Origin of the sequence: Chryseobacterium sp. YR221 (genome assembly GCF_900176315.1) — a bacterium.
GTDB lineage: Bacteria > Bacteroidota > Bacteroidia > Flavobacteriales > Weeksellaceae > Chryseobacterium > Chryseobacterium rhizosphaerae.
Genome location: NZ_FWXM01000001.1, coordinates 271,660 through 295,774, shown reverse-complemented (window position 1 = coordinate 295,774; position 24,115 = coordinate 271,660). Strand labels below are relative to the sequence as shown.

Genomic DNA, 24,115 nt, shown 5'->3' with positions numbered 1-24,115 from the left:
TTTTTTTGATTTTTTTTTGAGGGCCTTATTGGGAGGACCCATATCGATCAAAAATATGACATTACGCCCTATATTTTGAATGTCAAAAAGTAGAGTTATTGTAAAAATAGTTTTTTTAAGGGCAGAAAAAATCAGTCGGAATATTTTCCTGGGAAAAATTTTAATTAAAAATAAACCCCCGAAATGTATAGGCTATTTTTTTAATATGATTTCCTAGCCTGTTTTCTATGTTTGACATAAATTATTTCCGGGTCAATTTATACTGATCCGATATTTTAATGGGAAAGGAGAAACAAGTGATTATTTTTGAGAAGCTTCTTCTGCTTCATCCATAAGCTTAATGTAGGTAGCATAACGGGAATGTTGAATCTCTCCGGTCTCCAGAGCGTCTAAAACCGCACATTTTGGCTCATTAATATGAAGACAGTTATGGAATTTACATTCTTCTCTTTTCTTGAAAATTTCAGGAAAATAATGCTGAACTTCTTCCTTTTCGATATCAATCATAGCAAACTCACGTACCCCAGGTGTATCGATCACATTACCTCCGAAATCCCAAAAGTGCATCTGGGCAAAGGTTGTTGTATGTTTTCCTTTTAGGTGGGTATCTGAAATTTCAGAAGTTTTTAAATTAAGTCCAGGCTGTAGCGCATTTACCAGAGTAGATTTCCCACATCCTGAATGACCGAAGAATACTGAAGTTTTATCATGAAGGAGTTCCTGAAGCTGATCCAGGTTCAAACGGGAGTAAGAAGAAATTTCTAATGTCTCATACCCTATCTCCTGATAAAGGAATTCAATATCTTTTACAATTTCAATTTCCTCCTCATGCAGGACATCAATTTTATTGAATAAGAGTAAAGGAGTGATATTGTAAGCTTCGCAACATGCTAAAAAACGATCCAGGAAGCCAAGTGATGTTTCTGGGTGTTTCAAGGTAAAAATAAAACATGCCGTATCAATATTGGAAGCAATGATATGCGCTTCTTTTGAAAGGTTTACTGATTTTCTGATCAGGTAATTTCTGCGGGGTTCTATCTTAGTAATCCACGCTATATCATCCTGCTCTAATTGAAATTCAACAAAATCTCCTACTGCAAGCGGATTGGTAAGCCTTGTTTTTATTAATTTGAACTTCCCCCGGATTCTGGCCTCGAAAATTTTATTTGTTTCCAGTTCCAAAACCTGGTACCAACTTCCTGTAGATTTAATGATTTTTCCTTTCATAGATAATACTAGGTGCAAATATAAGAAATTAAGAGATAGAAAGTAGGGCTTAGGGTTTAGGAAATAGGTTAAAACCAATGTTTCAGTCGCTACTCCCTAAGCTCTAAGCCCTTTATTTAGTATTGTCAGAATTCAATTCATAGAGTTTCTGAGCTTTTCAGTTCAAATCCTCCTGTCTTAAGTCCTTTCATTTTATGCTCTATCAATCATGATATTATTCTGCACCTCAATAGATTCTTCATGGATTGCCTTGAATACCTTTTCGATAAACTCGTTAGACATTCCTGTTTCTTTAGCTTTTTGATTAGCATATTCAGTAATTACTTTCCAACGCTCAGGCTGGAAGATCGCAATATCATTTTCCTTTTTAAGTTTTCCAATTTTTTCTGAGATCTTCATTCTTTGAGAAAGAAGTTCTATTAACTGGAAGTCAAGATCAGAAATTAGAGTTCTGTGTCTTCCCATTTCACCTTCAAATCCTGCCAGGTTTGAGCTTCTTACTTTTAAGTTTCCGATAAGTTCTGCCAGTACTTCAGGGGTAATCTGCTGAGCTGCATCACTCCATGCTTCATCAGGATTACAGTGGCTCTCAATAATAGCTCCCTGGTATCCTACGTTAAGCGCTTCCTGCGTGATATCAGCTAATCCTGTTCTGTTTCCACAGATATGAGAAGGGTCAATCAGCATTGGAATGTCCGGGAACTGACTTTTGAAATCCAAAGCAATCTGCCAATTTGGGTTATTCCTGTATTTTGTTTTCTGGTAAGTGGAAAATCCTCTGTGAATTACTCCAAGATTTTTAATATCCTGACCTAAAAGTCTTTCTAATGCCCCAATCCATAAAGCTAAATCAGGATTCACTGGATTTTTAACGAATACAGGCTTGTCTGTACCCCTTAAAGCCATAGCAATTTCCTGCACCGTAAAAGGGTTTACCGTAGAACGCGCCCCAATCCAAAGAACATCTACATCTGCTTCCAAAGCGGCAAACACGTGATGTGCATTCGCAACTTCCGTAGCAGTTTTAAAACCGTATTCTTCTTTTACTTTTTTTAACCAGTTTAAACCAATTACTCCTACTCCTTCAAAACCATTAGGTTTGGTACGAGGTTTCCAGATTCCTGCACGGAAAACAGATACCTGAGCATTTGATTCTTTAATTCTTTTAGCCGTTTCAAGCATTTGAGCTTCACTTTCTGCACTACACGGTCCTGCGATCATTAGAGGTTGCGTAAGCCCGCTAATCCACTCGCTTTTTAAATCTTTTAGGTTCATATTCTAAATTTATTGTTGTTATTTATTCTAAAGTTCACAGCACGGCCCCTTTCATTATAAAATTACTTTATAATTCTTTTCAAAAAATGCCGTTCAAAATTTTTTAAAGGAATCAGGAGAATAAAAGGGCTTCACTCCTCCTGTATTTTTTGGAAAGAAATTCAGTTAGTAGTACCAGTAAAATCGGTAATAGGTTCTGAAATTTCTATAATAAGAAGCAGAAAAGCTAAAATAACCGCTAAAATAATTAGCGGGTGTAAAATAAGACAGATATGTTGTAAATAAATTTTCCATTTTTGTTCTGGAAATGTCTTGTTTTAGCGTTTCTTGTTACTATTTGCTTTTGTCAAAAAATGATTTTTCACAAAATGATTTTACAAATATATAAAAATTATGTCAAATCAAACTTCATTAAATCATCAAGATCTTTTAAAAGTGGATTTTTTTCTATAAATTTTTCAAATATTTTTCTTTTCGTGACTACCTCAATCTTCAGATTTTCAACGTCCCGCTGGTATTCTACGACGATGGCATGATTGTGAACTTTGCTTCTGAAATGGTTGAAAAATTCTCCGCTTATTTTATCAAATTCTACTTTAGCAGAATCTGAAGGGTATAAAACTTTGATTTTATTCTCTTCTTCCTTTACCAGTTTAAAGGTTTTTACCGCATTAAAGATAAAACCGTCTTTTCTTTGCAGCTGCTTGAGCATAAGAATCCATTCTGCCTGCAGATCTGTCTCCGTAAAATGGTTTTGCGGGAGTTTTTCAGTTTTCACCATTACGGTTTCTTCTACCACTTCTTTCTCCTCTTTATTCAGAAAAGAATTGATACTGAAGCCCGAAGAACCTCCTGGTCTCGATAAAGGTTTATTGGTTTTCTGAATAACAGTTTCCTGAACTGTATCAGCTTGTGGAGTTGTGGGTTGTGCAGGTAATTCTTTTTTCTCCGGAGCCTTTGCAGGTAATTTCACTTCCTGCTTCTCACTGAGAAATGGCGCCAGTATTAAGAACTTTTTTTTTTAGTATCACCTAAATTAGCTGTCAGAGAAGCCAGCTGCATTAATGCAATTTCAACCGTAAGTCTTGGGTTTTTAGAATTTTTATAATTGATATCTGCGTGATTACAAATCTCAACAGCATCAATCAATTGCTGGGCATTCCATTTCTGACTCTGTTCTACAAACTTGACCTTCGTCTTCTCTCCCACTTCAATAAGTTCTAAAGTGGCCGTATTCTGGGCCATCATAAGATCTCTGAAATGATTTCCTAAGCCCGCAATAAAAATGTGAGGATCAAATCCTTTCTTTACAATTTCATTAAATGCGAACAGGACTTCCGGAATTTTATTCTCTTTGGCCAGGTCTACTATATTAAGGTACTGGTCATAATCTAAGATATTGAGAACTTCAGCAGCCTTAGCCAGCGTAATATTCTTCTGGGAAAATGTGGAGAGCCTGTCAAAAATAGATAATGCATCTCTTAAAGCACCGTCAGCCTTCTGGGCAATCATATAAAGAGCATCATCCTCATACTGGATATTTTCTTTTTGAGCAATACCCCTTAGATGATTCTGAATATCTTCAATAACAATTCTCTTGAAGTCATAAATCTGACATCGCGATAAAATGGTAGGAATTATTTTGTGCTTTTCAGTAGTCGCCAAAATAAAAATAGCATGTGCCGGCGGTTCTTCAAGTGTTTTCAGGAAAGCATTGAAAGCAGCAGAGGACAACATGTGTACCTCGTCGATGATATACACTTTATACTTTCCTACTTGAGGGGCAAAACGTACCTGATCAATAAGTTCTCTGATATCATCTACAGAGTTATTGGATGCTGCATCCAATTCATAGATGTTATAAGCAAAGCCATCTTCTGAGACTGAGCCGTCTTTTTCATTGATCTTTCTCGCCAGAATTCTGGCACAAGTAGTTTTACCCACACCACGAGGTCCACAAAAAAGCAAAGCCTGAGCCAACTGGCTCTCTTCAATTGCGTGTTCTAAAGTATCCGTAATATGAGATTGCCCAACAACTGTATCAAACTCTTGGGGGCGATATTTTCTTGCAGATACTATAAAATTTTCCATTGGTCAAAAATAAGGAATATAGTTTTAATTTGAAAATTAAAAGTTTTCAAATTGTCTACAAAATTTTATTTCTGGTCAAATCGGAAAACTTTTAATCATCATTTTTTGGTTTGGTAAAAATGATCTATAATCTCAACGATCACTTTTTCAACTTCTCCTCTTCCTTCTTCAGTTCTCATATCAATACCGCAGAATTCGGTTCCGTTATAGGCCGGGAACAGGTTTAGATAATAAACACCTGCCACTACCAAAGCCAGCATCGCTCTTATACTCGTCGCATTTTCTCCGAAATAAGGGTCCGTTACATTTTCAAATAAATTGGCTCCTACTTCTTCTCTTTGCTTTAAGATGTTTTTAAGGATAGGTTTACTTTCGGAAAGTTCCCAAAGAATAATTTTTTGCAACTCCTTATTTTTCTTCAAGCTCTCAAACTGCGTTAGGATTCCCTGAGTTAAAGCTTCTTTACCTTTTCCAATCTGTACTTCTTCTTCTATATTCGGGCTGAACTTACTCCAATAATCCTGAGATTTAATATACTCGTCGATAAGCTTATCAGTACTTCCAAAGTACTCATAGATCAGCTTTTTATCAAATCCGGCTACGGCTGCAATTTTACTTACTTTCAGACCTGAATAGCCTTTTACTCTCAAAATTTTCCCAACTGCTGCAAGCAGTTTTTGTTTTGTTTTTTCTTTGTCCCTAATGGGGCCTTGCACTACTTTTCTAGGCATAATTTATTATTTTTTTGCAATATGCAATTTTTTATTAATATCATCAAAAACATTCAATGTTTTGTCAAGATGCTCTTTTTCGTGTCTCGCCGTTACAGTCATTCTGATACGGGCATCTTTTCTGGCTACAGCAGGGTACATAATAGGGTTTGTATAAACACCTTCTTCAAGCAATATTCTTCCGATATCCCACATTTTGCTCTGATCCCCTATTTTCACCGGAATAATCGCTGAGCAAGTAATTCCCGTATCCAACCCTAGATCATTAAGCCCATTTTTGAAATAATTAATGTTATCCCAGAGTTTATCTTTCCAGAATGGTTCTTCATCAACTAAATCAATTGCTTTTAAAATTCCGAAGGAAGAAGGGGGTGCTGTTACTGAGAAAATATGCTGACGAGACTGGAACTTAAGGAATGATGCTATTTTTTTGTTCGCAATAACATATCCTCCCAAGTTACCAAATGTCTTACTTGATGTTCCTGTTATAAAATCTACTTTATCCAATAAACCATCATCTTCAAGGGCTCCCCTTCCGGTTTTTCCCATCACTCCGACACCATGGGCGTCATCTACCATGAGATAGGCATTGTATTTTTTTACAAGAGCATGTATTTCTTTAGCACGTGAAGTATCTCCTTCTTGAGAGTATACTCCATCTACTATAACAAGTTTTGTACGGTACGTATTTTCAGATATCTTCAAAATATGTTCCAAAGCTTCCAAATTGTTATGGGGAAATGTTTTTTTATTTGTAAAAACACATCCTTCATGCACACTAGCATGTACCCCCATATCTAAAATAGCAAGATCTTCCTTCTGCATTAAAATCTGCAAAGTAGCACTATTAGCTGCATAGCCGGTAGTGAACAATATCACTTCTTCTTCCTTTCTTCCAAAAAAGCCGGCAATTTTTTTTTCTATAGCATTATGATAATCAAAATATCCACCGATAAGAGGTGATGCTCCTGTTCCGGTTCCATATTTTTCAATCCCTTCAATAGCAGCCTGTTTTACTTTTGGATGCTGTGTAAATCCTAAATAATCACTGGAAACGAAACTTACATATTCCTTATTTTGGTTTGCAATATCAATATTTAAGGTTGCATTCGTTCCTGAAGTGTTTTTCAGTCTGTAGTTCATATGTCCTCTAGATTTCATATGATCCAAGAATTCATAAAAATATTCGGCTCTTTGAGCAATATCATAATCCGGAATATTTTCAAAATCTTTAAAAGTTGCCGTTGTAAAATCAATACTCATCCTTAATGTTGTTTGTGTGTGTGTGTTTGTGTGTGTGATTTAAGAAACAAATATATGACTATTATAAGAGTCCTCACCTTCTGTAAGACATTAAAATATTATTAAGATACAGCCGTTTGGTCTTATTTTCACAGAAACAAGATTTCTTCTGTTTCCATGGCTCTTAGTATATTCTGTTCTAATTAATTCAATCAATTTTTCTAACCTAAATTTACTAAAAAAAAGAAAATGATAAAGTAATATCAATAAATAAATAACAAAAAAGATAGTTGTTAATTGCAACTATCTCATTTATACAACATTATTTTTTTGTGTACTCTTTTGAATGCTTATTAAATGGTGATTTATTATATAATTCTAATATAATTAACTCACTTTATAGAGAAGTCAAAACACGTAAACACCTATAAAAAGGGTTCTATATAAAAATAAATTATTATTTTTTATTAAATTCTCTAAAATTACCCGGTGTTTCACCAGTCTTCTTTTTAAAAAATTTAGAAAAATTGGACGGATCATAGGTAAAAATACGGGCAATCTCTGCAACAGACTTCCCAGAATTAGCCAGCATAAGCTTGGCTTCCATGATAATTTTTTCGTCATAAAAATAGCATGGGTGTTTTCCGGTTTCTTTTTTTAGGGTATCTGTAAGGTGCGTGTGTGAAATGGCAAGTTTTCCTGCAATTTCATTCAGTTCCATAAACTCAGGAACATTCCCGGCAATTACATCCCGGACATGTTTATCTATAAAGTCAAAATACTGACTTGTAATTTCTTCGCTTCTTTTCATCATTTGTTATTCTTAAATTAATTCAGATTATAAATTTAAAAATAAGAATTAAAACAATATGGTGAACTTTTCGGATTTTAAGAATATATAGTTAGTAAAAACTGTCTTTAAAGGCCTGGGTAGAATTATTCACTTTCAGCTTTTCAAGGATATTCTGGCGGTGTCTGCTCACCGTATTTACGCTGATAAAAAGCAAATCTGCAATTTGTTTACTGCTATATCCTTCTCCTACAAATTTTAAAACTTCCAGTTCTCTGTGGGTCAGTATACTTTTATAATCCAGTTTATCTTTAACAATAATTTCCCCTTTCACAGTATTAACAATCATAAATTCAGGCATTAAAGACTGTTTCAAAGCAATATTATAAAGACAAAGTGCAAATCTTAACTTCCCATTATCCGGTGAATATATATAAAACATACGATGTTTTACGGCCTTGTATTCTTCGTTTTTATCTTTCATCCTGATGTTTGACAAAACAGCATAGTCCGAACGAAATTCAGGTTCTATTGAATCTAATAAATTAAAAAAACGGAGCTCATGGATATATTTTTTAAGCCTGTCATCAGGATGTATCTTCTTCAGCATCTCTTCTTCCCAAATGGAATCAATTTCTACAGAACCCATATGAAAACTTATTCCCAGTTCTAAGGCCGTTTTTGATTTATAAATATAACTTTTATCAGCCTGCATGTCGCTTAGTACTCCTATTGCACCTTCTATCTGCGAATACATTTGTGCTCTTTGCTTATAGATCTCAATGTCCAGTAAACATTTCTTTGAGGTCTTGTCCAGCAGCTTATCACTTAATTGTTCCCGGATCTCCATATGGTTATTTTTCAGTATTGATATGATACTTCTTTAATTATACTTTTGCTAAAATAATAATTTACCCTTAGAACTTATTAAAAAAGAGAATGAAGAGATTGATATTAGGTTTCTGCGCACTATTTCTGACCCAAAAGATTTCGGCTCAGACCTTAGAAAAAATGACCTGGTTTAATGAACCCGAAAAATGGGAGATCAAAAACAACAGTATATCCATGTTTGTGACACCACAAAGTGATTACTGGAGGGTCTCACATTACGGATTTACAGTAGATGACGCTCCTTTTTACTATAATCTCTATGGAGGTGAATTTGAAGCCAAAGTAAAAATAACGGGTAATTACAAAGCTAGATTTGATCAGATGGGCCTTATGTTGCGGACAGATAAAGAGCATTACATCAAAGCCGGTGTAGAATTTGTAGACGGAAAATACAATCTGAGTACCGTTGTTACTCACGGTAAAAGTGACTGGAGTGTCATTACATTAGACAAAATTCCCTCAGCCATCTGGATAAAAGCTGTAAGAAGACTGGATGCTGTTGAGATATTTTACTCCTTTGATGACAAAAATTACAGCATGATGAGAAATGCCCCACTTCAGGACAACACACCTGTCATGGTAGGTTTGATGGCAGCCTGCCCCGATGGTGAAGGGTTTACAGCTACATTTGAAAATTTCAGGGTTAAGCATCTGCCGGATGAACGTAGACTGAAATGGCTTGAAAACAATAAATAACCGATTGAATTACACTTCAATATACAGTCAATTTTTGCCTCCCGCTTTTTTGGGGGGCTTTTTTTATTTAGAATTTCCCGGCTGTTATATTCAAGATTAAAAAGCTTATACGGCTTTCCTATCATAAAAAAGGATAAACAGAAAACTGTTTATCCTTTTTAGTTTTATGGATCAGAGAATTTTATCCTCCGAATTTTTCTGCGTAATCAGCTTGAGAAGCCTTGATTACTTTTCTTGCGTGTTCAGCACCATATACCTCCTGGATTCTGCATTTTGCAGGCTCATCCGGTAAGTTTTTATAGGTTAGGAAATAGTGCATCAATCTTTTAACTTCAGCTTCCGGTAATTCAGAAATATCTCTGAAATGTCCGAATGCGTGGTCGTTAATCATTACGGCAACAATTTTATCATCTGCTTCTCCTCCATCGATCATTTTGAAACCTCCAATTGGAATAGCTTCCATCAATAAACCTCCTGCATGGATATTATGAGAACTTAATACACAAATATCAAGTGGATCATGATCTCCCATTGTTACATCATCAGCTCCCGCTTCAATAGCAAGCTTCATTACCTCATTATGACAGTATGTTCTTGGTACAAAACCATACAAAGCCGGGATAATATTGGAAAACTTCTGTGGTCTGTCTACTTTTAAGTATCCTGTTTCTTTATCTACTTCATATTTAATTGTATCTGAAGGAACAATTTCCACAAATACATTAACAACATTCGGTGCATCCTCTCCTGCAGAAATTCCGTGCCATGGATGTGCTTTAAAATTTGGAATCATTATTTTATCTCTTATTTTTTAAGTTATTATTAAAATTTCTTTTCTCAAGTCTTCTATTGTCGCTGCAATATAGTCATTGTCCTCCATATAGTTCATGATAAAAATAGTCTTGAACTCATTCAGATCAGCATTTCCATTCAATCCTTCGTAAGTTTTATGAAGCAGCTCTATTACGGCATTTTTAGAATCTACGATATTCTTCCATGAATTTTTCGAAAGATACAGCTGCTGTGAAGAATTGTATTCAAACTCTTCATTAATCGTTTTCTCTGTAAGGAAAAGGAATTCGTGAACAGCCAGCTCTTTATCAAATTTCTGAATAAGATTGGAAGGTTTCAGCCTTTCAAGAAATAAAGTCATCCTTTCATAAGAATGTGCTTTATTTTCTGTATTCGACTTCACCGAAAGCAGCTTGATTTCTTGATTTTTAAGGGTAATATACGAATGTACAAACTGTCTGAGCAATACCAGGAAAGGAATCGCAATGATCAATGCAAATGCATACGGTAGATATTCTGAAAAATTAGCCATAATTTTAGGTGGCAAAATTACTAATATTTTCTGAAACTATAACTCAAATAAAGCAGGCCTTTGTGTAACTTCATGATAACACACGCTGTTTTCATCAAAAAAATGATAAACAAGACTTTTTCTGGTTCTGTTTTTATCCAAATGAGGCTCCCCGCCATGGAGAATATTAGCATGCCAGATTAGTAAATCTCCTTTTTTGGCTCTGAAAATTTCTTTTTTCAATCCCAGTTCTTTCACTTTATTCTCAAGGAATTCTTCATATGCTGTATAGCTCTTTTTACCTATTTTGAAAGCAGTTCCTTCATTATCATAATCAGAATTCAGGAAGTAAGGAAGCTTTTGACTTTTGGGGATATAATGCAGTGCTCCATTATTTTCATCTACATCTTCCAACGCAATCCATACCCCCAGAAGTCCTCCCAATGGATAAGTAGTCATATGAATACTGTCTGAATGGGTTTTCTGCTGGCTTCCATTGATGAAATTTATACTCTGGAAAAGCTTGGCTTTACCATTTAATAGTACGGATAAGAATTCTGTGAGGTCCTTATCATTTCCTATATTTTTAAGAATTTCCGAATGATGAATCGCAAACATCAGTTTCCCTCCATATCTAAACTTCAGAGTACCGTCATTAACCATGTTTTCAATCTCCTGATTGATTTTATCGGCAGTTTCCGGGCTTAGATAGTTTCTGATGATCATATATCCGTTATCATCATATTGAAGAGCACTTTCTTTAGCATCTTCTGATAATTTAGTAAAAAAAGGAGTGGCAGTAAGCTTATCTTTATCTGCTTTTCTTTCTGTATCAGGGAGATGGGCAAAATCTGAGCTGGAAATACTGGAAAAATAACTCTTCTTAATTCCGTATTTTTTATACAATGGGATATTATGCTTTAACTTACTCTTTTTAAATAAGTTATATAACATATATGATAATTTATAATTGCGAAGTTGCTGGAACATAATTGTTGGAATAAGTATGTTATAAAGTTAGGGAATAATACTTAATTAGAACCAATCTAAACAATGGTTTTTATCATATTACAAGAGTTTACCGCTTATTAAAAAATACCCAAATTTCTTCAAAAGATCTTTTTTGGAATTTTCAATAATTGCATAAGGTTTTAATTCCGGGCGGAACCCTCTGAAGAACTCTTCAATATTGGGTAGTTCCCCTCCTTCAAAATCAAAGATATGAGTTTCAATAGTTTCTCTGATAATGGTATCAATCAGGGCCGAAGCACCGGATATTTTCACGTAATCTTTATCATTAAATGTTCCTAAAAGTGCTACCATATTGCAATCAGAATAAGTTGCAATAATATTGATAATCTTATGGTGATAAAAAAAGGCAGAAAATTTGAGATAATTCAAGTGATAGGAAGCTTCAAAAATCCTCATGAAATCAGGAAGATCATTTTCCTTACTCAACCCTATCATATTATTTTCTATAAAGAGTTTAGCTTCCTCATAGCTAATTGTTTTAATTTCAGAATTCTTTACCACTTCATCATCCAATCTGAGTTTTCTTTTTCTTTTTGGAGAATACCGTGCATATACTTTTTCGTAAGAATCAGGATAGAGCAAAAAGTTTTTTTTCAATCGGAGCTTCGTTTGAAGCTGGTTACAATCATTCAGTGGGTAAGCTCTGATCAAATAGTTTTTTTCCAGAAAATGCAAAAAAGCCTCGTTAAGCTGTATATCATCTTTAGGAGAAAAAACACCTAATTGCTGACAGAGTTTAGGATTATGAACAATTTTAATTCCATATTTTTTTACAAAAGGAACAGGCATTACTGCCTCATAGTCATTATAGACTAAGATTTCCCATTGCTTTTCCGAAGTGGTATCTAAAAAATCCTTTGTAGCAGAATACTTCTTCTGTTCAGACTTTTCTAAACATCGGGAATATTTTACGAAATCAATTTCATTGTATCTTAATCTTCTAATCATAATAATCCTGTGTCCGAAAAACTAAAATATGAATCCTGTGTAATGATAATATGGTCTAAAAGCTGGATATTTAGGGTTTTTCCGGCTTCTTTTATTTTTTGTGTAATATTAATATCTTCCCTGCTTGCTTTTAAGCTTCCCGAAGGATGATTATGTGCTATAATAATACCTGTTGAAAAATGATCCAATGCTTTTTTAAAAAGAATTCTTACATCTACAATAGACTGGCTGATTCCTCCCTGTGTCAGCCGGGATATATGGATGACTTTGTTACTGTTGTTAAGAAAAATAGCCCAAAATTCTTCAGTTCTCAGATCGGACAACTGATTTTTAAGCAGTACGTAAGCGTCATTGCTATTTCCTATAGTAGATTTTTCCGGAATCTCCTGTCCTGCCCTTCTTCTCCCTATTTCTAAAGCAGTAGCAATAGAAATGGCTTTAGCTTCCCCTATTCCTTTAAATTTCATTAAATCTTTAATAGAAAGCAGACTCAGCTGATGCCAGTTATTATCTACAGAAGCCAAAATCTTTCTTCCCAGTTCTAAAGCACTTTCCTCTTTACTTCCACATCCCATTATGATAGCCAGCAGCTCAGAATCAGAAAGCGAGTTCTTACCTTTATGTAAAAACTTTTCTCTCGGTCTGTCATCCTCGGCAAGAAACTTTATGGGCATGGGAGATAGTTTATGGGTTATGATTTATATATAAAATTAATAAAATGCATATAAAATGATGGGCTGCTCTGATTGATCAATATATTTTGCAGTTTCATTAAATGCATTGGCAGAAAGCATTGGGCATCCAAGACTCAGACATGCCGGATTTTGAGATTCATTATCCGGAACACATCCATAAGAATGGAGTACAATTGCTCTTTGCATAGCATTGCTATTAGTGGTATCCAGCCCTTTTAAACGGTATGCTTTTCCGAATTTCCCAACATAGCTTTCCCGAATTTCATATTTCCCTAATGAAGACTGATAAGATCCTTCAATATTACTAAACTGCAAAGTACTTGAATGGGGAATAGCCGAACCTGAACCATGAGATACAATTGCTTTTTGTACTATTCTATCTTTTTTTAAATCGTAGATAAAGTAACGGTATTTCCCGGAATGTATTTTAAAATTTATAAAAACAGCCAATTCCTGATTATAGTTTTTCCCTTTGAGATAGCTTTTAATCTCAGAGATTTTAGACTGAGGAACTCCGGATACATCCAACTGCTGGGATTCAGCTTTTGAACAGGAGATCAATAGTATAAAAAGGAAAATAAAATGTTTCATCATCTGGCTGGCCTCTGCTATTCTATAATCATTCCGTCTTTCATGACAAGTTTACGGTCTGTGATTTCAGCAAGATTCGGGTTATGGGTTACAATAACAAATGTCTGATTATATTTATCTCTCAAATCAAAAAACAGCCTATGAAGGTCGTCTGCATTTTTTGAATCCAGGTTACCTGTTGGCTCATCCGCAAAAATAATCTTAGGAGAATTAATCAATGCTCTGGCTACAGCTACCCTTTGAGCTTCACCACCTGAAAGCTGATTGGGCTTATGGTGCAGTCTCTGTTCTATCTTTAAGTCTTCAAATAAAGCATGTGCCTTATCAAGAGCTTCTTTTTCATTAGCTCCGGCAATTTTGGTAGGAAGCAAAACATTCTCCAAAGCAGTAAACTCGGGAAGAAGCTGATGAAACTGAAATACAAAACCAATATTCTGGTTTCTGAATTTAGAAAGCTGTTTATCATTCATATTGATAAACGATTCTCCAGCTATGGCAATTTCAGTATCATATTTAGATGAAGCCGTAGGATGATCCAATGTTCCTAAAATCTGCAATAATGTAGATTTACCAGCTCCCGATTCCCCAACAATAGAGACAACTTCTCCCATCTTGATGTGAATATCAACTCCTTTCAACACTTCTAAATTCCCATAAGACTTATGGATATTTCTTGCTTTAATCATGATTCAAAAATAGTAACATATTGTTGATTTTACAACAAATTGTTACAACATTATTGATCGTAAAACAAAAAAACCTCCCGCTTTGGAGAGGCTAGCATTATATTACTCAATTTTCAAAGGGATATGTTTGACTTTTCCACGCTTGAGAAATGAACTATTTTATTTTCTGTTTTCATGATAGAGCCTCCGAAGAGGCTTTATTATTGTTTTGTCAATACAATTTCTTTAGGTAGAGCCTGAGGAAATGGAGTTGTATTATAATACTGACAATCTGTTGTAATCATATTACTTCCAAGAGTAAGCTTCCAATTAAGCTGTATTTTAGAGGAATCTGTAAAATTAATTGCTATCCCTCCTGAAGTATTACAAAGATCTGGATTAAAATAAACCAAAGCAAATTTCTATTATCTAGTCCTCTAGTTCTTTTGCTTTTACATTTCCGGCCTTAAAGATTAGCTTTGTTGCGTGCCAGAAATTTTTTCTTTTACTTGTATACTTATCCATTTTAGATAAACAATTAACAAAATAAGTTTCTTTTTTACTATTATTTTTAAAGATAGTCATAACAGTACTAAAACCATCCATGCAATTAATTGTTAAAGTGTCTTTACCATTATCTGAAATGTCATATAAAGCTTTTGGATTAATTTTCAAAATAGCATGATCAATAGCTTTATATTCTTTCTTTGAAAGGTTTCGGGTGTACTTGTCTTTTTTGCTTTCAACCGTTATTTTCATTCTATGCCTTCCTATTTTAATCGGTTCGATAATAATGTTTATACCACTACCAATTATTATCGAATTTGAATGGCTAAGTTCTATTTTTTCAAATTGATTTTGAGAAAAGCAATAATTATAAAAAGTAAAATAAATTAAAAATAAGACTTTTCTACACATGTTATTATTGTTTTGTCAATATAATTTCTTTAGGTAGAGCCTGAGGAAATGGAGTTGTATTATAATATTGGCAATCTGTTGTAATCATATTACTTCCAAGAGTAAGCTTCCAATTAAGCTGTGTTTTAGAGGAATCTATAAAATTAATTGCTATCCCTCCTGAAGTATTACAAAGGTCTGGATCAACATAAATAAGAGAATACTTGTCTCCATACTTTCTAAAGCTCACACCATTTATTTTTGCATTATCATCTGTTAAACTGGTATTGTCAAATAGAATACTTCCATTATTATCTAATACTTTGAACTTTCCAATTAAATAATCCTTATAATGCTTAAAATTATTATCATATTTATTGGATAGTTTTTTAAAAGTTACATAAATAATTTTATTATCCCATATTCCTTTCCATGTTCCTTCATAATAAGGAAGCTCATTATTTGTATCTTTTTGATAAGAATTCTCTGGAAGATCAATTTCAGATGGTCTTAATGAATATATCTGTTGAGCCTTAAAAAATATGCTCACACTAAAGAATATAAATAGAAATAAATTTTTCATAATTTTGAAATTAAATTGTTATTAAGGGCAAGGAATTGGCTTTACAGGATTGTCTTTTCCATCATATTTCAACTTACTTGTACTACCTGTAATTTTATCACTTTTATAAACTTCTAACCCGTCAAGTTTTACCTTCTCTTCAAGGAATTGAGTAAACAACTTTTCAACAATAGCAGGATTAGCCAATTCATTTTGAGATAATCGTTCGTATGCTGTTTCATACCAAGACTGCCAATTAGCTTGAGTATTAGGTCCAATACCATAATTACCATCTCCGGAGTATTTTAATATATAATTTCCCTGTGATGTAATTACCATGCCATAAGCATCACTCATTGTTCCCTTAACTTGAGCATTTCTTACACAACTTGTTAAAAAAGTAGAAACATCAGCGGGTGAGAATATCTTAACAACTCCAGGTTTACTATCAAGATGAGTATGCATATAGCCAAAATATTTATTCCCCGGTGGGAACTTCAAATTATCATTTGCAGTATTTGCCAAGGGCTCGTAATTGGTCTGTGGCCCATATGCGGCAGCAAGTCCTGTTTCTTGCTGTTTATCAAATATTTCTTGTTTATCCAATGCAGAAACTTTATCCTTGAAGGTCTGATCATTTTTTTGCTTTTTCATTTTCTCACATGATTCATCAGAACTATCAGGATTATTAGGGTTACCACTTCCATCACAGTTTCCATATACCCCACAACCTCCACCAACTACCCCAGGATCCCCTCCACCGGGATTAGCTCCCGGAAGATAAAGATTAGGGTCTCCTTTCGGTCCGTTAGGTTTTGGTATAGTGATCACCACTTCGCCCGTCCCGCATGGTGATCCTTCATCCCATCCGCATCCGCCTCCTTTACTAGCTGTTCTTTCACTCATTAGTTTTTTGCTGTACGCTAAACGGAACAGATCAATAATTTCTTTATAATAAGCATTTTCAGAACCCAGCCTCCAAAATTCAAGCTTAGTCTCCTCCTCTTTTAGAATACCAACTTCTATTCCAATGACTTCATTTGCATTCACTACCGGATAAAGTATCCAGCGTTCAGCATTGTTTTTCATCATTAATTCTTGGGAACGGATATTAAGTTCTACATATTCTTGCGAAACGGATTTTCCTGGAGCATTGTTTTTCAAAAAGGTTTTCTTTGTATAGGAAGTGGTATAAATACTGTCATATTTTTCCAAAAGGGTTTTATATCCCTTGGCATAATTTATGGGTTCTCCGTTTCGAGAAGTAAATACCTGAAACCTGTTCACTGTTTGCAGAGGACTGGGTATTATTTCGTCCTCCGTCCTACAGGAAAGTAATGAAAAGGTAATGGTTCCTGAAAGGGTTAACCGAAGAATTAATTTTTTCGTCATAAGTGTGTTTTTTTAAGTTGTTAAATATAATATTTTTTATTTACCCACAAAACTGTGAAATATTAATCAATCTACAAAACCTATTTTTGCATAATTCTACCCCTTATCCGGGTAATTTTTTGAGGAAATTATTTTTATATTTGTCTAAAATAACAAAGCATGACTAACAACGTTGCAGAGAAAATAAAAAGACTTCGAAAGTCCAAAGGATTCTCCCAGGAAGAAATGGCTGAAAAATTGCACATTTCCCAATCTGCCTACGCCAGAATTGAAACAGGGGAAAGCCACTCTTGGGCAGCACATATAGAAAAACTTAGTGAAATTTTTGAAATAAAGCCTGAGAATTTTCTTTCAGATGAAACCAATAATCTGGAACAGGAAAATACTGATCAAAAAGGAGGTATGGCTTTTCAATTTGTAGGAACAATTAATACCATCAATTCTCTTTCTGAAAAATTAATAGAACAATATGAAGGGAGAATCGAAGAACTGAAAACCCAAGTAAAAGAACTTAAAGAAGAGATAAAAATACTGAAGAAATAATTTTATCGGAAATATTTAAAAACAAAAAAACCTCCCAAAGCGGGAGGTTTTAGTATGTACAGTTTAGAAATTACAGTAACAATGTTAATGGATTTTCTAAATATGTTCTTAATGTTTGTAAGAATTGAGCACCTGTAGCCCCATCCACTACTCTATGGTCACATGCCAATGATAGTTTCATTGTGTTTCCTACTACAATCTGACCGTCTTTAACAATTGGTTTTTCAATAATTGCACCTACGGATAGAATGGCAGAGTTTGGTTGGTTGATAATACTTGTAAATGTTTCGATTCCGAACATTCCCAGGTTAGAAATAGAGAATGTAGATCCTTCCATTTCATTAGCTTTAAGACCTTTATTCTTAGCTCTTGAAGCCATATCTTTCACGGATGCAGAAATCTGAGTGTAGCTCATCTGGTCTGTATTCTTCAATACAGGAACTACCAATCCGTCAGGAATAGCTACTGCTACACCCACATTGATATTTCCTCTGTGGATGATCTTATCACCTGCCCAGCTTGAATTTACCTGAGGGTGTTTTCTTAAAGCAATCGCAGTTGCTTTAATGATCATATCATTGAATGAAATTTTAGTATCTGGTAAAGAATTGATCTCTTGTCTAGCTACAATAGCTTTATCCATATTGATCTCAACCATCAGATAATAATGAGGGGCAGAGAATTTACTTTCAGAAAGACGTTTCGCAATGATATTTCTTACCTGTGAGTTTGGAGTCTCTGTATCTTCTCCCTGAACGAAGTTTACTGCTACTTGAGCAGCAGCACTTGCAGCCGGAACTGAAGCAGCTGGTTTCGCCTGAGATGGCTGATAGCTTTCAATATCTTTTTTAACAATTCTTCCGTTTTCTCCAGAACCCTGAACACTGTTGATATCAACACCTTTGTCCTGAGCCATTTTTTTAGCTAATGGAGAAATTGCAACTCTGTCAGAAGATGAAGAATCTGCAGCCGGAGCAGCTTTTTCTTCTGTCTTAGTTTCTGCTTTTTGTTCAGCAGGTTTTTCTGATGACTGAGCAGCAGCTTTTGGAGCTCCTACAGCTGAAACATCTGTTCCTGCAGGGCCAATCATTGCTAATACGGAATCTACCGGAGCTGCACCACCTTCTTCTACACCTTGCTTCAATAATACTCCATTGAATTCAGATTCGAAATCCTGAACCGCTTTATCTGTTTCAATTTCAGCAAGAAGATCTCCTTCTTTTACTGTATCTCCTACATTTTTGTGCCACTTAGCTACTTTACCTTCTGTCATAGTATCAGAAAGTCTTGGCATTGTAATAATTTCTACTCCTGCCGGAACTTCTGCCGCAGCAGGCTCAGCAGCAACCGGAGTTTCTGATTGAGGTTGTTCTTCTGATTTTTTTTCTTCAGAACCTGCACTGGAAGCAGCTGCTCCACCTGTTAATCCTGAAATATCTTCTCCTTCATTACCGATGATCGCCAAAACAGAGTCTACAGCAGCAGCATCTCCTTCTTGTACACCCACGTATAAAAGAGTTCCTTCTATTTCAGATTCGAAATCCTGAACTGCTTTATCAGTTTCAATTTCAGCTAAAATATCTCCTTCTTTTACTTTGTCGCCTACTTTTTTATGCCATTTTGCCACTTTACCTTCCGTCATAGTATCAGAAAGGCGGGGCATCGTAATTACTTCTGCCATAATTTTTTTTAATTTGAAAATTTAGTCACCTGAAAATTTGAAAGGACCAATAATGATCGCTGGTATTTTCAAATTTTCAGATTAACCTATTATCTTTTTAGTTTTCTAATTTATCTAAGAATGGATAATTTTCCTGAGAATATACATACTCATAGATTTTTTCTGTATCCGGATATGGAGAGTTTTCCATGAACTCTATACATTCGTCCACAAAGTCTCTAGACTTGTTATCCATCACTTCCAATTCTTCTTCTGTAGCCCATCCGTTAGATAAAATTCTGTGTTTTACCAATTCGATAGGGTCATCATTTTTGTGAACGGCAACTTCTTCTTTTGATCTGTAAGGCTCTGCATCAGACATAGAGTGTCCTCTGTAACGGTAAGTTCTTGCTTCGATGAACGTTGGTCCGTCTCCTCTTCTAGCTCTTTCAATTGCTTCGTAAGCAGCTTCAGCTACTTTTTCAGGATCCATTGCATCTACAGCAAGACAAGGCATTTCATATCCTAATCCTAGCTTATAGATATCTTCGTGGTTGGCTGTTCTTTTTACAGAAGTTCCCATTGCATACTGGTTGTTTTCCACAACAAATACTACAGGAAGTTTCCAGTTCATCGCCATATTAAATGTTTCATGTAATGAACCTTGTCTTGCAGCTCCATCTCCAAAGAAACAGATATTTACAGCTTTTCTGTCAAAATATTTATCTGCAAAAGCAATACCAGCTCCTAAAGGAATCTGTCCTCCTACAATACCATGACCTCCATAGAAACGGTGTTCTTTACTGAAAATGTGCATAGAACCACCCATACCTCCGGAAGTACCGGTTGCTTTACCGCAAAGTTCAGCCATGATTCTCTTAGGATCTACTCCCATCGCCATTGGATGGATATGGCATCTGTAGGCAGTAATCATACTGTCTTTCGTTAAGTCCATTGCATGCGTGAATCCGGCAGGGATTGCTTCCTGACCGTTGTACAAATGTAAAAAGCCTCTGATCTTTTGTTTTAGATAAAGAGAACGGCATTTGTCTTCAAACCTTCTCCACATTGTCATATCTTCATACCACTTCAGGTATACCTCTTTAGAAAATTCTTTCATGTGTTAGCTCTTGCTTTTTTATGATGAAATAGTTGAGCAAAATTATGAAAAAAACTTTGTTTTTATTGTATACATATCAATTGTTTTTTTGGTTATAGTGTTATATTTGACTTTTAAACTTAAACATGGAAGAAAAGAACTCTTCATTGACGCACAAAATTTCAAAGATCATCTCTGATTTTTTCAATCCTTTGGTCTCCCTTTTTATCTTTTTCATCTATATGAGTATACAGTCATATACGCTAAAAGATTCCTTAGTATACTTCCTGCCTATTTTATTATTGATTATGCTTCCTGTGATTATCTGGCTCGTATGGAATGTAAAAACAGGAAGATACACCAATATGGATGTTTCGAACCGGGTACAGAGAAAGACACTCTATATATTTATTGCTGTATGTGTACTTGCCTATATTCTTTTTAATTATCTCAAAAACGGATATGTGGATTTCATCATGCTGTTTATCCTTATTCTTCTTTTCGCCTTACAGATCAGTAATCTTTATATTAAAAGTTCTATGCATACAGCCTTCAATGTATTTGTAGCAGCTTTGTTTTTCTCATTAAACTGGAAGCTGGGTATTCTTTGGCTGGGTATTGCTGCTTTAGTGGGGATTACGAGAATTATTCTAAAAAGACACACCATTAAAGAAGTATTTATGGGCGCAGGAATAGCATTTTTAATATCTTTTATCTATCTTTATTGCAATATACAATTTCAACATTAGAAGAATATATGAAAATAAATCATCTTACTGCCGCAGAGGAAAACTTTATGAAGCTGTTTTGGAAGTTGAATTCCTTTTATCTTAAGGATGTTATGGAACAACATCCGGAGCCCAAACCACACCAGAACACGGTCTCTACATACTTAAAAATATTAGTTGAAAAAGGCTATTTGTCTACTGTAAAAGAAGGCAGGATTTTTAAATATTCAGTACTTGTTCCTTTTGAGGAATATAAAAAGTTTCTACTGAAAGAGCTTTCCCATCACTTTTTTAATGATTCCGGAAAAGAGATTCTGGAATTTTTAATGAATGAAAAGCTAATTTCACAGAACGATCTGAAAGGATATTTTGATCTTAAAATTGAAATAAAACCTACCAAAATAGAAGAACCGAAATTTGAGTTCGCTGATGAAATTCTAAGTCCTAAAAAAGAGAAGAAAACAAAAGTAAAAGAAAAGGATAAAGACAAAAAGAAAAAGAAGAAAAAAATATAAATACCGAGGCTTATGAAAACAAAATTTCTTGAGATAACGGGAAAAGCCAAAGAAGTGATATTTCGTTATCCGATGGTCCTCTTCATGGCTCTGTTAACTTCTTTTGGGGCGATCTATCTATATGAGACCACAAGATCAAGAAATGACTCTTTCACATGCTACATGTTCACTATCTGTTCCGGCTTGGGAATATCATTGATGTTTGCATTGAAAATACTTTCCCAGCGAATAGGAAAACGGTATCTGCTAGAATCTGCAGGAATTATCGGCCTGGTGGGATTTTTTTTTATTCTACCCGGCAACAAGAAAGATTTTAATGAAGTCTATGGATATATCATTGCTGTAGCATTCATTCTTTCTCACCTGCTGGTTTCTTTTGTAGCCTTTTTAAACAAGGGCAGGGAAATTAGTTTCTGGCAGTATAACAAAAATCTATTTGTCAATATTGTACTTACGGCTATATTCACAGGAGTGCTCACAGCCGGAGTGGAACTGGCTATTTTAGCAATTGACAAACTTTTTGATTTTCAGTTTAATGATAGTGTTTACTTTGATGTATTCTTCTTTCTGGCTATTGCCGGAAGCTGTCTGATTTTCCTAATCTTTAATGAAAGAGGATTGCCAGACCTTGAAGAAGACGGCAAATATCCTGTTGTTTTAAAATTTTTCACCCAGTTTATTCTGATTCCGCTTCTTTGTATCTATGCCATTATTCTTTATTTCTATTCATTTAAAATACTGATCAATTGGCAACTTCCAAGGGGCTGGGTCTCTTATCTGATTCTTGCTTACAGCATGGTAGGAATTCTTGCTTTATTGCTTGTGCATCCATTAAAAGAGGATCATACCAAATCCTGGGTTAAAGTATTTTCAAGATTATTTTACTATACGGTTATCCCTCTGGTTATCCTCCTTTTTGTTGCTATTTTCACCAGGCTTTTAGCATATGGATATACAGAGCCAAGATACTTTGTTTTACTCCTGGCTTTATGGCTGACAAGTTTAGTGGTTTATTTTATTTTCAACAAAAAGTCAAGCATAAAATTTATTCCTCTGAGCTTATTTATATTGGGGGTATTTTCACTTGTTTTTCCTTACCTAAATGCTTTTAGCGTAGCCAAAAGAAGCCAGAAAAATGAATTGATTAAGCTATTAAAAGAAAATAACCTGCTTACTGGAGGTACAATAGATTTCAATAAAAAGATATCAGATTCTGTGATTGATAAAATGTCATCACAGTTTGAATTTTTAATAAAAAGAAAACAGGAAAGTTTTTTGCTTACTCTCGCAGCCCCTAAAGTTCGGGATAAATGGTCAAAAGATTTTGAAGAACCCTATTACTGGGCAATCAATAACAGCCTTAGAAATTCTTTTACTTATGCTGATAAACATTCCGGAGCACCTGCGTATGAACAACTGACGCTTGAGTCAGAAACAGATGTAGTAAATATTGAAAGCTATCAGTATTTAATTAAATTCCAAAGTTATGGCCAGGAATCAAAAGAAATCAATGGAGATCTGTTTCTTATTGACAATAAGACTGAAAAGATCAAAGTAATCCTGAACTCAAAAGAAGAAGTAGATTTTACTCCGGCTATTGATAAGCTATTTAAAGATAACATCCATAGAAGCGGAACGGTAAAATTAAAAGAAGTGGCTGTAGAAAGTGATCTGGGTAAATATCATATTAAGATTATTTTCCCTACGGTCACAACTCAAAAAGATACTTACAGTAAAGGTGGAAATATTTATTATAATGATGCCTTATTCCTGATCAGAGAAAAATAAAGACATAAAAAAAAGCGGCTTAAAAGCCGCTTCATATTTTTTACCAACGTTTTCCACCGCCGTTGTTTCCTCCGCGATCACCTCCGCCACGGTTATTTCCATAGCTTCCGCCACCTCTGTTGTTTCCATAACCACCACCTCTGTTGTTATCGAAACTTCTTCTTGGCTTCTCTTCTCTAGGTTTAGCTTCAGATACGTTAAGCTCTTTTCCGTTGAATTCTTTCTGATTAAGAGCTTCGATAGCTTGTTGTCCTTCTTCATCACCCATCTCTACAAAACCGAAACCTCTTGAACGACCAGTTTCTCTGTCTGTAACGATTTTAGCTGATGATACATCACCAAATTCTGCGAATAGATCATGCAACTCATACTCTTTAGTTGCGTAATTGATGTTTGAAACAAAAATGTTCATTTTAAATAAAATTAAAAAATTAATAAAAATTTGGTATATAAAAGAAAAGCAACATAAATTAATGAACAAATATTGATTCCAAATATAAACGAATGCAAGATACAATAAAAAATCTAAAATCAAAATATTTTTTACCTCCCCTTCATTTTCAAATGTTTTCTCTTATTTATTTTAATCATTAAACAATACATAATTATCGTATAACAATATTTATTTATTAATATACAGACAAAAGTTAAAGTTAGTTAACATAATAATTTATAATAATACTGTGCGTTTTTCACCCTATTAAATTTCATTTTCATTCAAATAAAACAATATTATCCCGGGAACTATTGCAAT

General features: G+C 34.6%; 26 protein-coding genes. 5 read left to right on the top strand and 21 right to left on the bottom strand.

The window, feature by feature from the left end:
• Positions 1-300: 300 nt before the first annotated feature.
• The 8 genes from rsgA to B8967_RS01365 all read right to left on the bottom strand — a co-directional run bounded on the left by rsgA (position 301) and on the right by B8967_RS01365 (position 8,206).
• On the bottom strand, positions 301-1,227 hold the full coding sequence (gene rsgA / locus B8967_RS01400) for a ribosome small subunit-dependent GTPase A (protein ID WP_047495583.1): 927 nt from the start codon (positions 1,225-1,227) through the stop codon (positions 301-303).
• Between the two features lie 192 nt (positions 1,228-1,419).
• The gene (locus B8967_RS01395; RefSeq protein WP_047495586.1) at positions 1,420-2,502 is read right to left on the bottom strand and encodes a chorismate mutase; all 1,083 of its coding nucleotides are present in this window, start codon (positions 2,500-2,502) and stop codon (positions 1,420-1,422) included.
• A gap of 391 nt (positions 2,503-2,893) precedes the next feature.
• Complete coding sequence (locus tag B8967_RS22635) at positions 2,894-3,475, bottom strand: hypothetical protein (RefSeq protein ID WP_228405968.1); 582 nt, start codon at positions 3,473-3,475, stop codon at positions 2,894-2,896.
• A gap of 32 nt (positions 3,476-3,507) precedes the next feature.
• A complete protein-coding gene (gene dnaX, locus B8967_RS01385) occupies positions 3,508-4,593 on the bottom strand; it encodes a DNA polymerase III subunit gamma/tau (RefSeq protein ID WP_084084021.1) in 1,086 nt (361 codons plus the stop codon).
• Positions 4,594-4,691: 98 nt separating this feature from the next.
• Complete coding sequence (locus B8967_RS01380; RefSeq protein WP_047495592.1) at positions 4,692-5,324, bottom strand: TetR/AcrR family transcriptional regulator; 633 nt, start codon at positions 5,322-5,324, stop codon at positions 4,692-4,694.
• 6 nt (positions 5,325-5,330) lie between these two features.
• Entirely contained in the window at positions 5,331-6,587 is a 1,257-nt protein-coding gene (locus B8967_RS01375; RefSeq protein WP_047495595.1) for an aminotransferase class I/II-fold pyridoxal phosphate-dependent enzyme, read from the bottom strand.
• Positions 6,588-7,023: 436 nt separating this feature from the next.
• On the bottom strand, positions 7,024-7,380 hold the full coding sequence (locus B8967_RS01370; RefSeq protein WP_047495598.1) for a helix-turn-helix domain-containing protein: 357 nt from the start codon (positions 7,378-7,380) through the stop codon (positions 7,024-7,026).
• An 88-nt stretch (positions 7,381-7,468) separates the two neighbouring features.
• Positions 7,469-8,206, bottom strand: a complete 738-nt coding sequence (locus B8967_RS01365; protein WP_084084019.1) for a response regulator transcription factor — start codon at positions 8,204-8,206, stop codon at positions 7,469-7,471.
• Positions 8,207-8,295: 89 nt separating this feature from the next.
• Here B8967_RS01365 and B8967_RS01360 point away from each other — a divergent pair, with 89 nt between their 5' ends.
• The gene (locus B8967_RS01360; RefSeq protein ID WP_084084017.1) at positions 8,296-8,943 is read left to right on the top strand and encodes a DUF1349 domain-containing protein; all 648 of its coding nucleotides are present in this window, start codon (positions 8,296-8,298) and stop codon (positions 8,941-8,943) included.
• Between the two features lie 181 nt (positions 8,944-9,124).
• Here B8967_RS01360 and B8967_RS01355 read toward each other — a convergent pair whose 3' ends face one another.
• The 10 genes from B8967_RS01355 to B8967_RS01305 form a co-directional block, all read right to left on the bottom strand.
• The gene (locus tag B8967_RS01355; protein WP_047495607.1) at positions 9,125-9,736 is read right to left on the bottom strand and encodes an inorganic pyrophosphatase; all 612 of its coding nucleotides are present in this window, start codon (positions 9,734-9,736) and stop codon (positions 9,125-9,127) included.
• Between the two features lie 18 nt (positions 9,737-9,754).
• Positions 9,755-10,267 carry a DUF7935 family protein gene (locus tag B8967_RS01350; RefSeq protein ID WP_047495611.1) on the bottom strand — a complete coding sequence of 171 codons (513 nt, stop codon included), beginning with the start codon at positions 10,265-10,267 and terminating at the stop codon, positions 9,755-9,757.
• A gap of 36 nt (positions 10,268-10,303) precedes the next feature.
• Positions 10,304-11,200, bottom strand: a complete 897-nt coding sequence (locus tag B8967_RS01345; RefSeq protein ID WP_228405966.1) for a phytanoyl-CoA dioxygenase family protein — start codon at positions 11,198-11,200, stop codon at positions 10,304-10,306.
• A gap of 114 nt (positions 11,201-11,314) precedes the next feature.
• A complete protein-coding gene (locus tag B8967_RS01340) occupies positions 11,315-12,226 on the bottom strand; it encodes a hypothetical protein (RefSeq protein WP_084084013.1) in 912 nt (303 codons plus the stop codon).
• Complete coding sequence (gene radC / locus B8967_RS01335; protein WP_084084011.1) at positions 12,223-12,900, bottom strand: RadC family protein; 678 nt, start codon at positions 12,898-12,900, stop codon at positions 12,223-12,225. Before radC ends, B8967_RS01340 begins: the two co-directional genes overlap by 4 nt.
• Positions 12,901-12,936: 36 nt before the next feature.
• Positions 12,937-13,515: a murein L,D-transpeptidase catalytic domain-containing protein gene (locus tag B8967_RS01330; protein WP_084084009.1), complete on the bottom strand. Its 579-nt coding sequence runs from the start codon at positions 13,513-13,515 to the stop codon at positions 12,937-12,939.
• A 14-nt stretch (positions 13,516-13,529) separates the two neighbouring features.
• A complete protein-coding gene (locus tag B8967_RS01325; RefSeq protein ID WP_047495625.1) occupies positions 13,530-14,198 on the bottom strand; it encodes an ABC transporter ATP-binding protein in 669 nt (222 codons plus the stop codon).
• Positions 14,199-14,606: 408 nt separating this feature from the next.
• Entirely contained in the window at positions 14,607-15,095 is a 489-nt protein-coding gene (locus tag B8967_RS01315) for a hypothetical protein (protein WP_084084005.1), read from the bottom strand.
• 4 nt (positions 15,096-15,099) lie between these two features.
• A complete protein-coding gene (locus B8967_RS01310) occupies positions 15,100-15,657 on the bottom strand; it encodes a DUF6705 family protein (protein WP_084084003.1) in 558 nt (185 codons plus the stop codon).
• 21 nt (positions 15,658-15,678) lie between these two features.
• Positions 15,679-17,028: a hypothetical protein gene (locus B8967_RS01305; RefSeq protein ID WP_084084001.1), complete on the bottom strand. Its 1,350-nt coding sequence runs from the start codon at positions 17,026-17,028 to the stop codon at positions 15,679-15,681.
• Between the two features lie 159 nt (positions 17,029-17,187).
• On the opposite strand from B8967_RS01305, the gene B8967_RS01300 reads away from it, so the two are divergent.
• Positions 17,188-17,571 (top strand): helix-turn-helix domain-containing protein, encoded by a 384-nt coding sequence (locus tag B8967_RS01300; protein WP_084083999.1) that lies wholly within the window; start codon positions 17,188-17,190, stop codon positions 17,569-17,571.
• A gap of 70 nt (positions 17,572-17,641) precedes the next feature.
• Here B8967_RS01300 and B8967_RS01295 read toward each other — a convergent pair whose 3' ends face one another.
• Both B8967_RS01295 and pdhA read right to left on the bottom strand, forming a co-directional pair.
• Entirely contained in the window at positions 17,642-19,252 is a 1,611-nt protein-coding gene (locus B8967_RS01295; RefSeq protein WP_084083997.1) for a 2-oxo acid dehydrogenase subunit E2, read from the bottom strand.
• Positions 19,253-19,349: 97 nt separating this feature from the next.
• Positions 19,350-20,351, bottom strand: a complete 1,002-nt coding sequence (gene pdhA, locus B8967_RS01290) for a pyruvate dehydrogenase (acetyl-transferring) E1 component subunit alpha (RefSeq protein ID WP_047495631.1) — start codon at positions 20,349-20,351, stop codon at positions 19,350-19,352.
• Positions 20,352-20,476: 125 nt separating this feature from the next.
• On the opposite strand from pdhA, the gene B8967_RS01285 reads away from it, so the two are divergent.
• From B8967_RS01285 to B8967_RS01275, 3 genes are read left to right on the top strand one after another with little or no spacing between them, the layout of a single operon-like run.
• Entirely contained in the window at positions 20,477-21,079 is a 603-nt protein-coding gene (locus tag B8967_RS01285; RefSeq protein ID WP_084083995.1) for a phosphatase PAP2 family protein, read from the top strand.
• Positions 21,080-21,087: 8 nt separating this feature from the next.
• Entirely contained in the window at positions 21,088-21,573 is a 486-nt protein-coding gene (locus B8967_RS01280) for a BlaI/MecI/CopY family transcriptional regulator (protein ID WP_047495912.1), read from the top strand.
• Positions 21,574-21,585: 12 nt separating this feature from the next.
• On the top strand, positions 21,586-23,361 hold the full coding sequence (locus B8967_RS01275; protein ID WP_084083993.1) for a DUF4153 domain-containing protein: 1,776 nt from the start codon (positions 21,586-21,588) through the stop codon (positions 23,359-23,361).
• Positions 23,362-23,401: 40 nt separating this feature from the next.
• On the opposite strand, the gene B8967_RS01270 is transcribed toward B8967_RS01275, so the two are convergent.
• The gene (locus B8967_RS01270; protein WP_047495638.1) at positions 23,402-23,773 is read right to left on the bottom strand and encodes an RNA recognition motif domain-containing protein; all 372 of its coding nucleotides are present in this window, start codon (positions 23,771-23,773) and stop codon (positions 23,402-23,404) included.
• Positions 23,774-24,115: the final 342 nt, after the last annotated feature.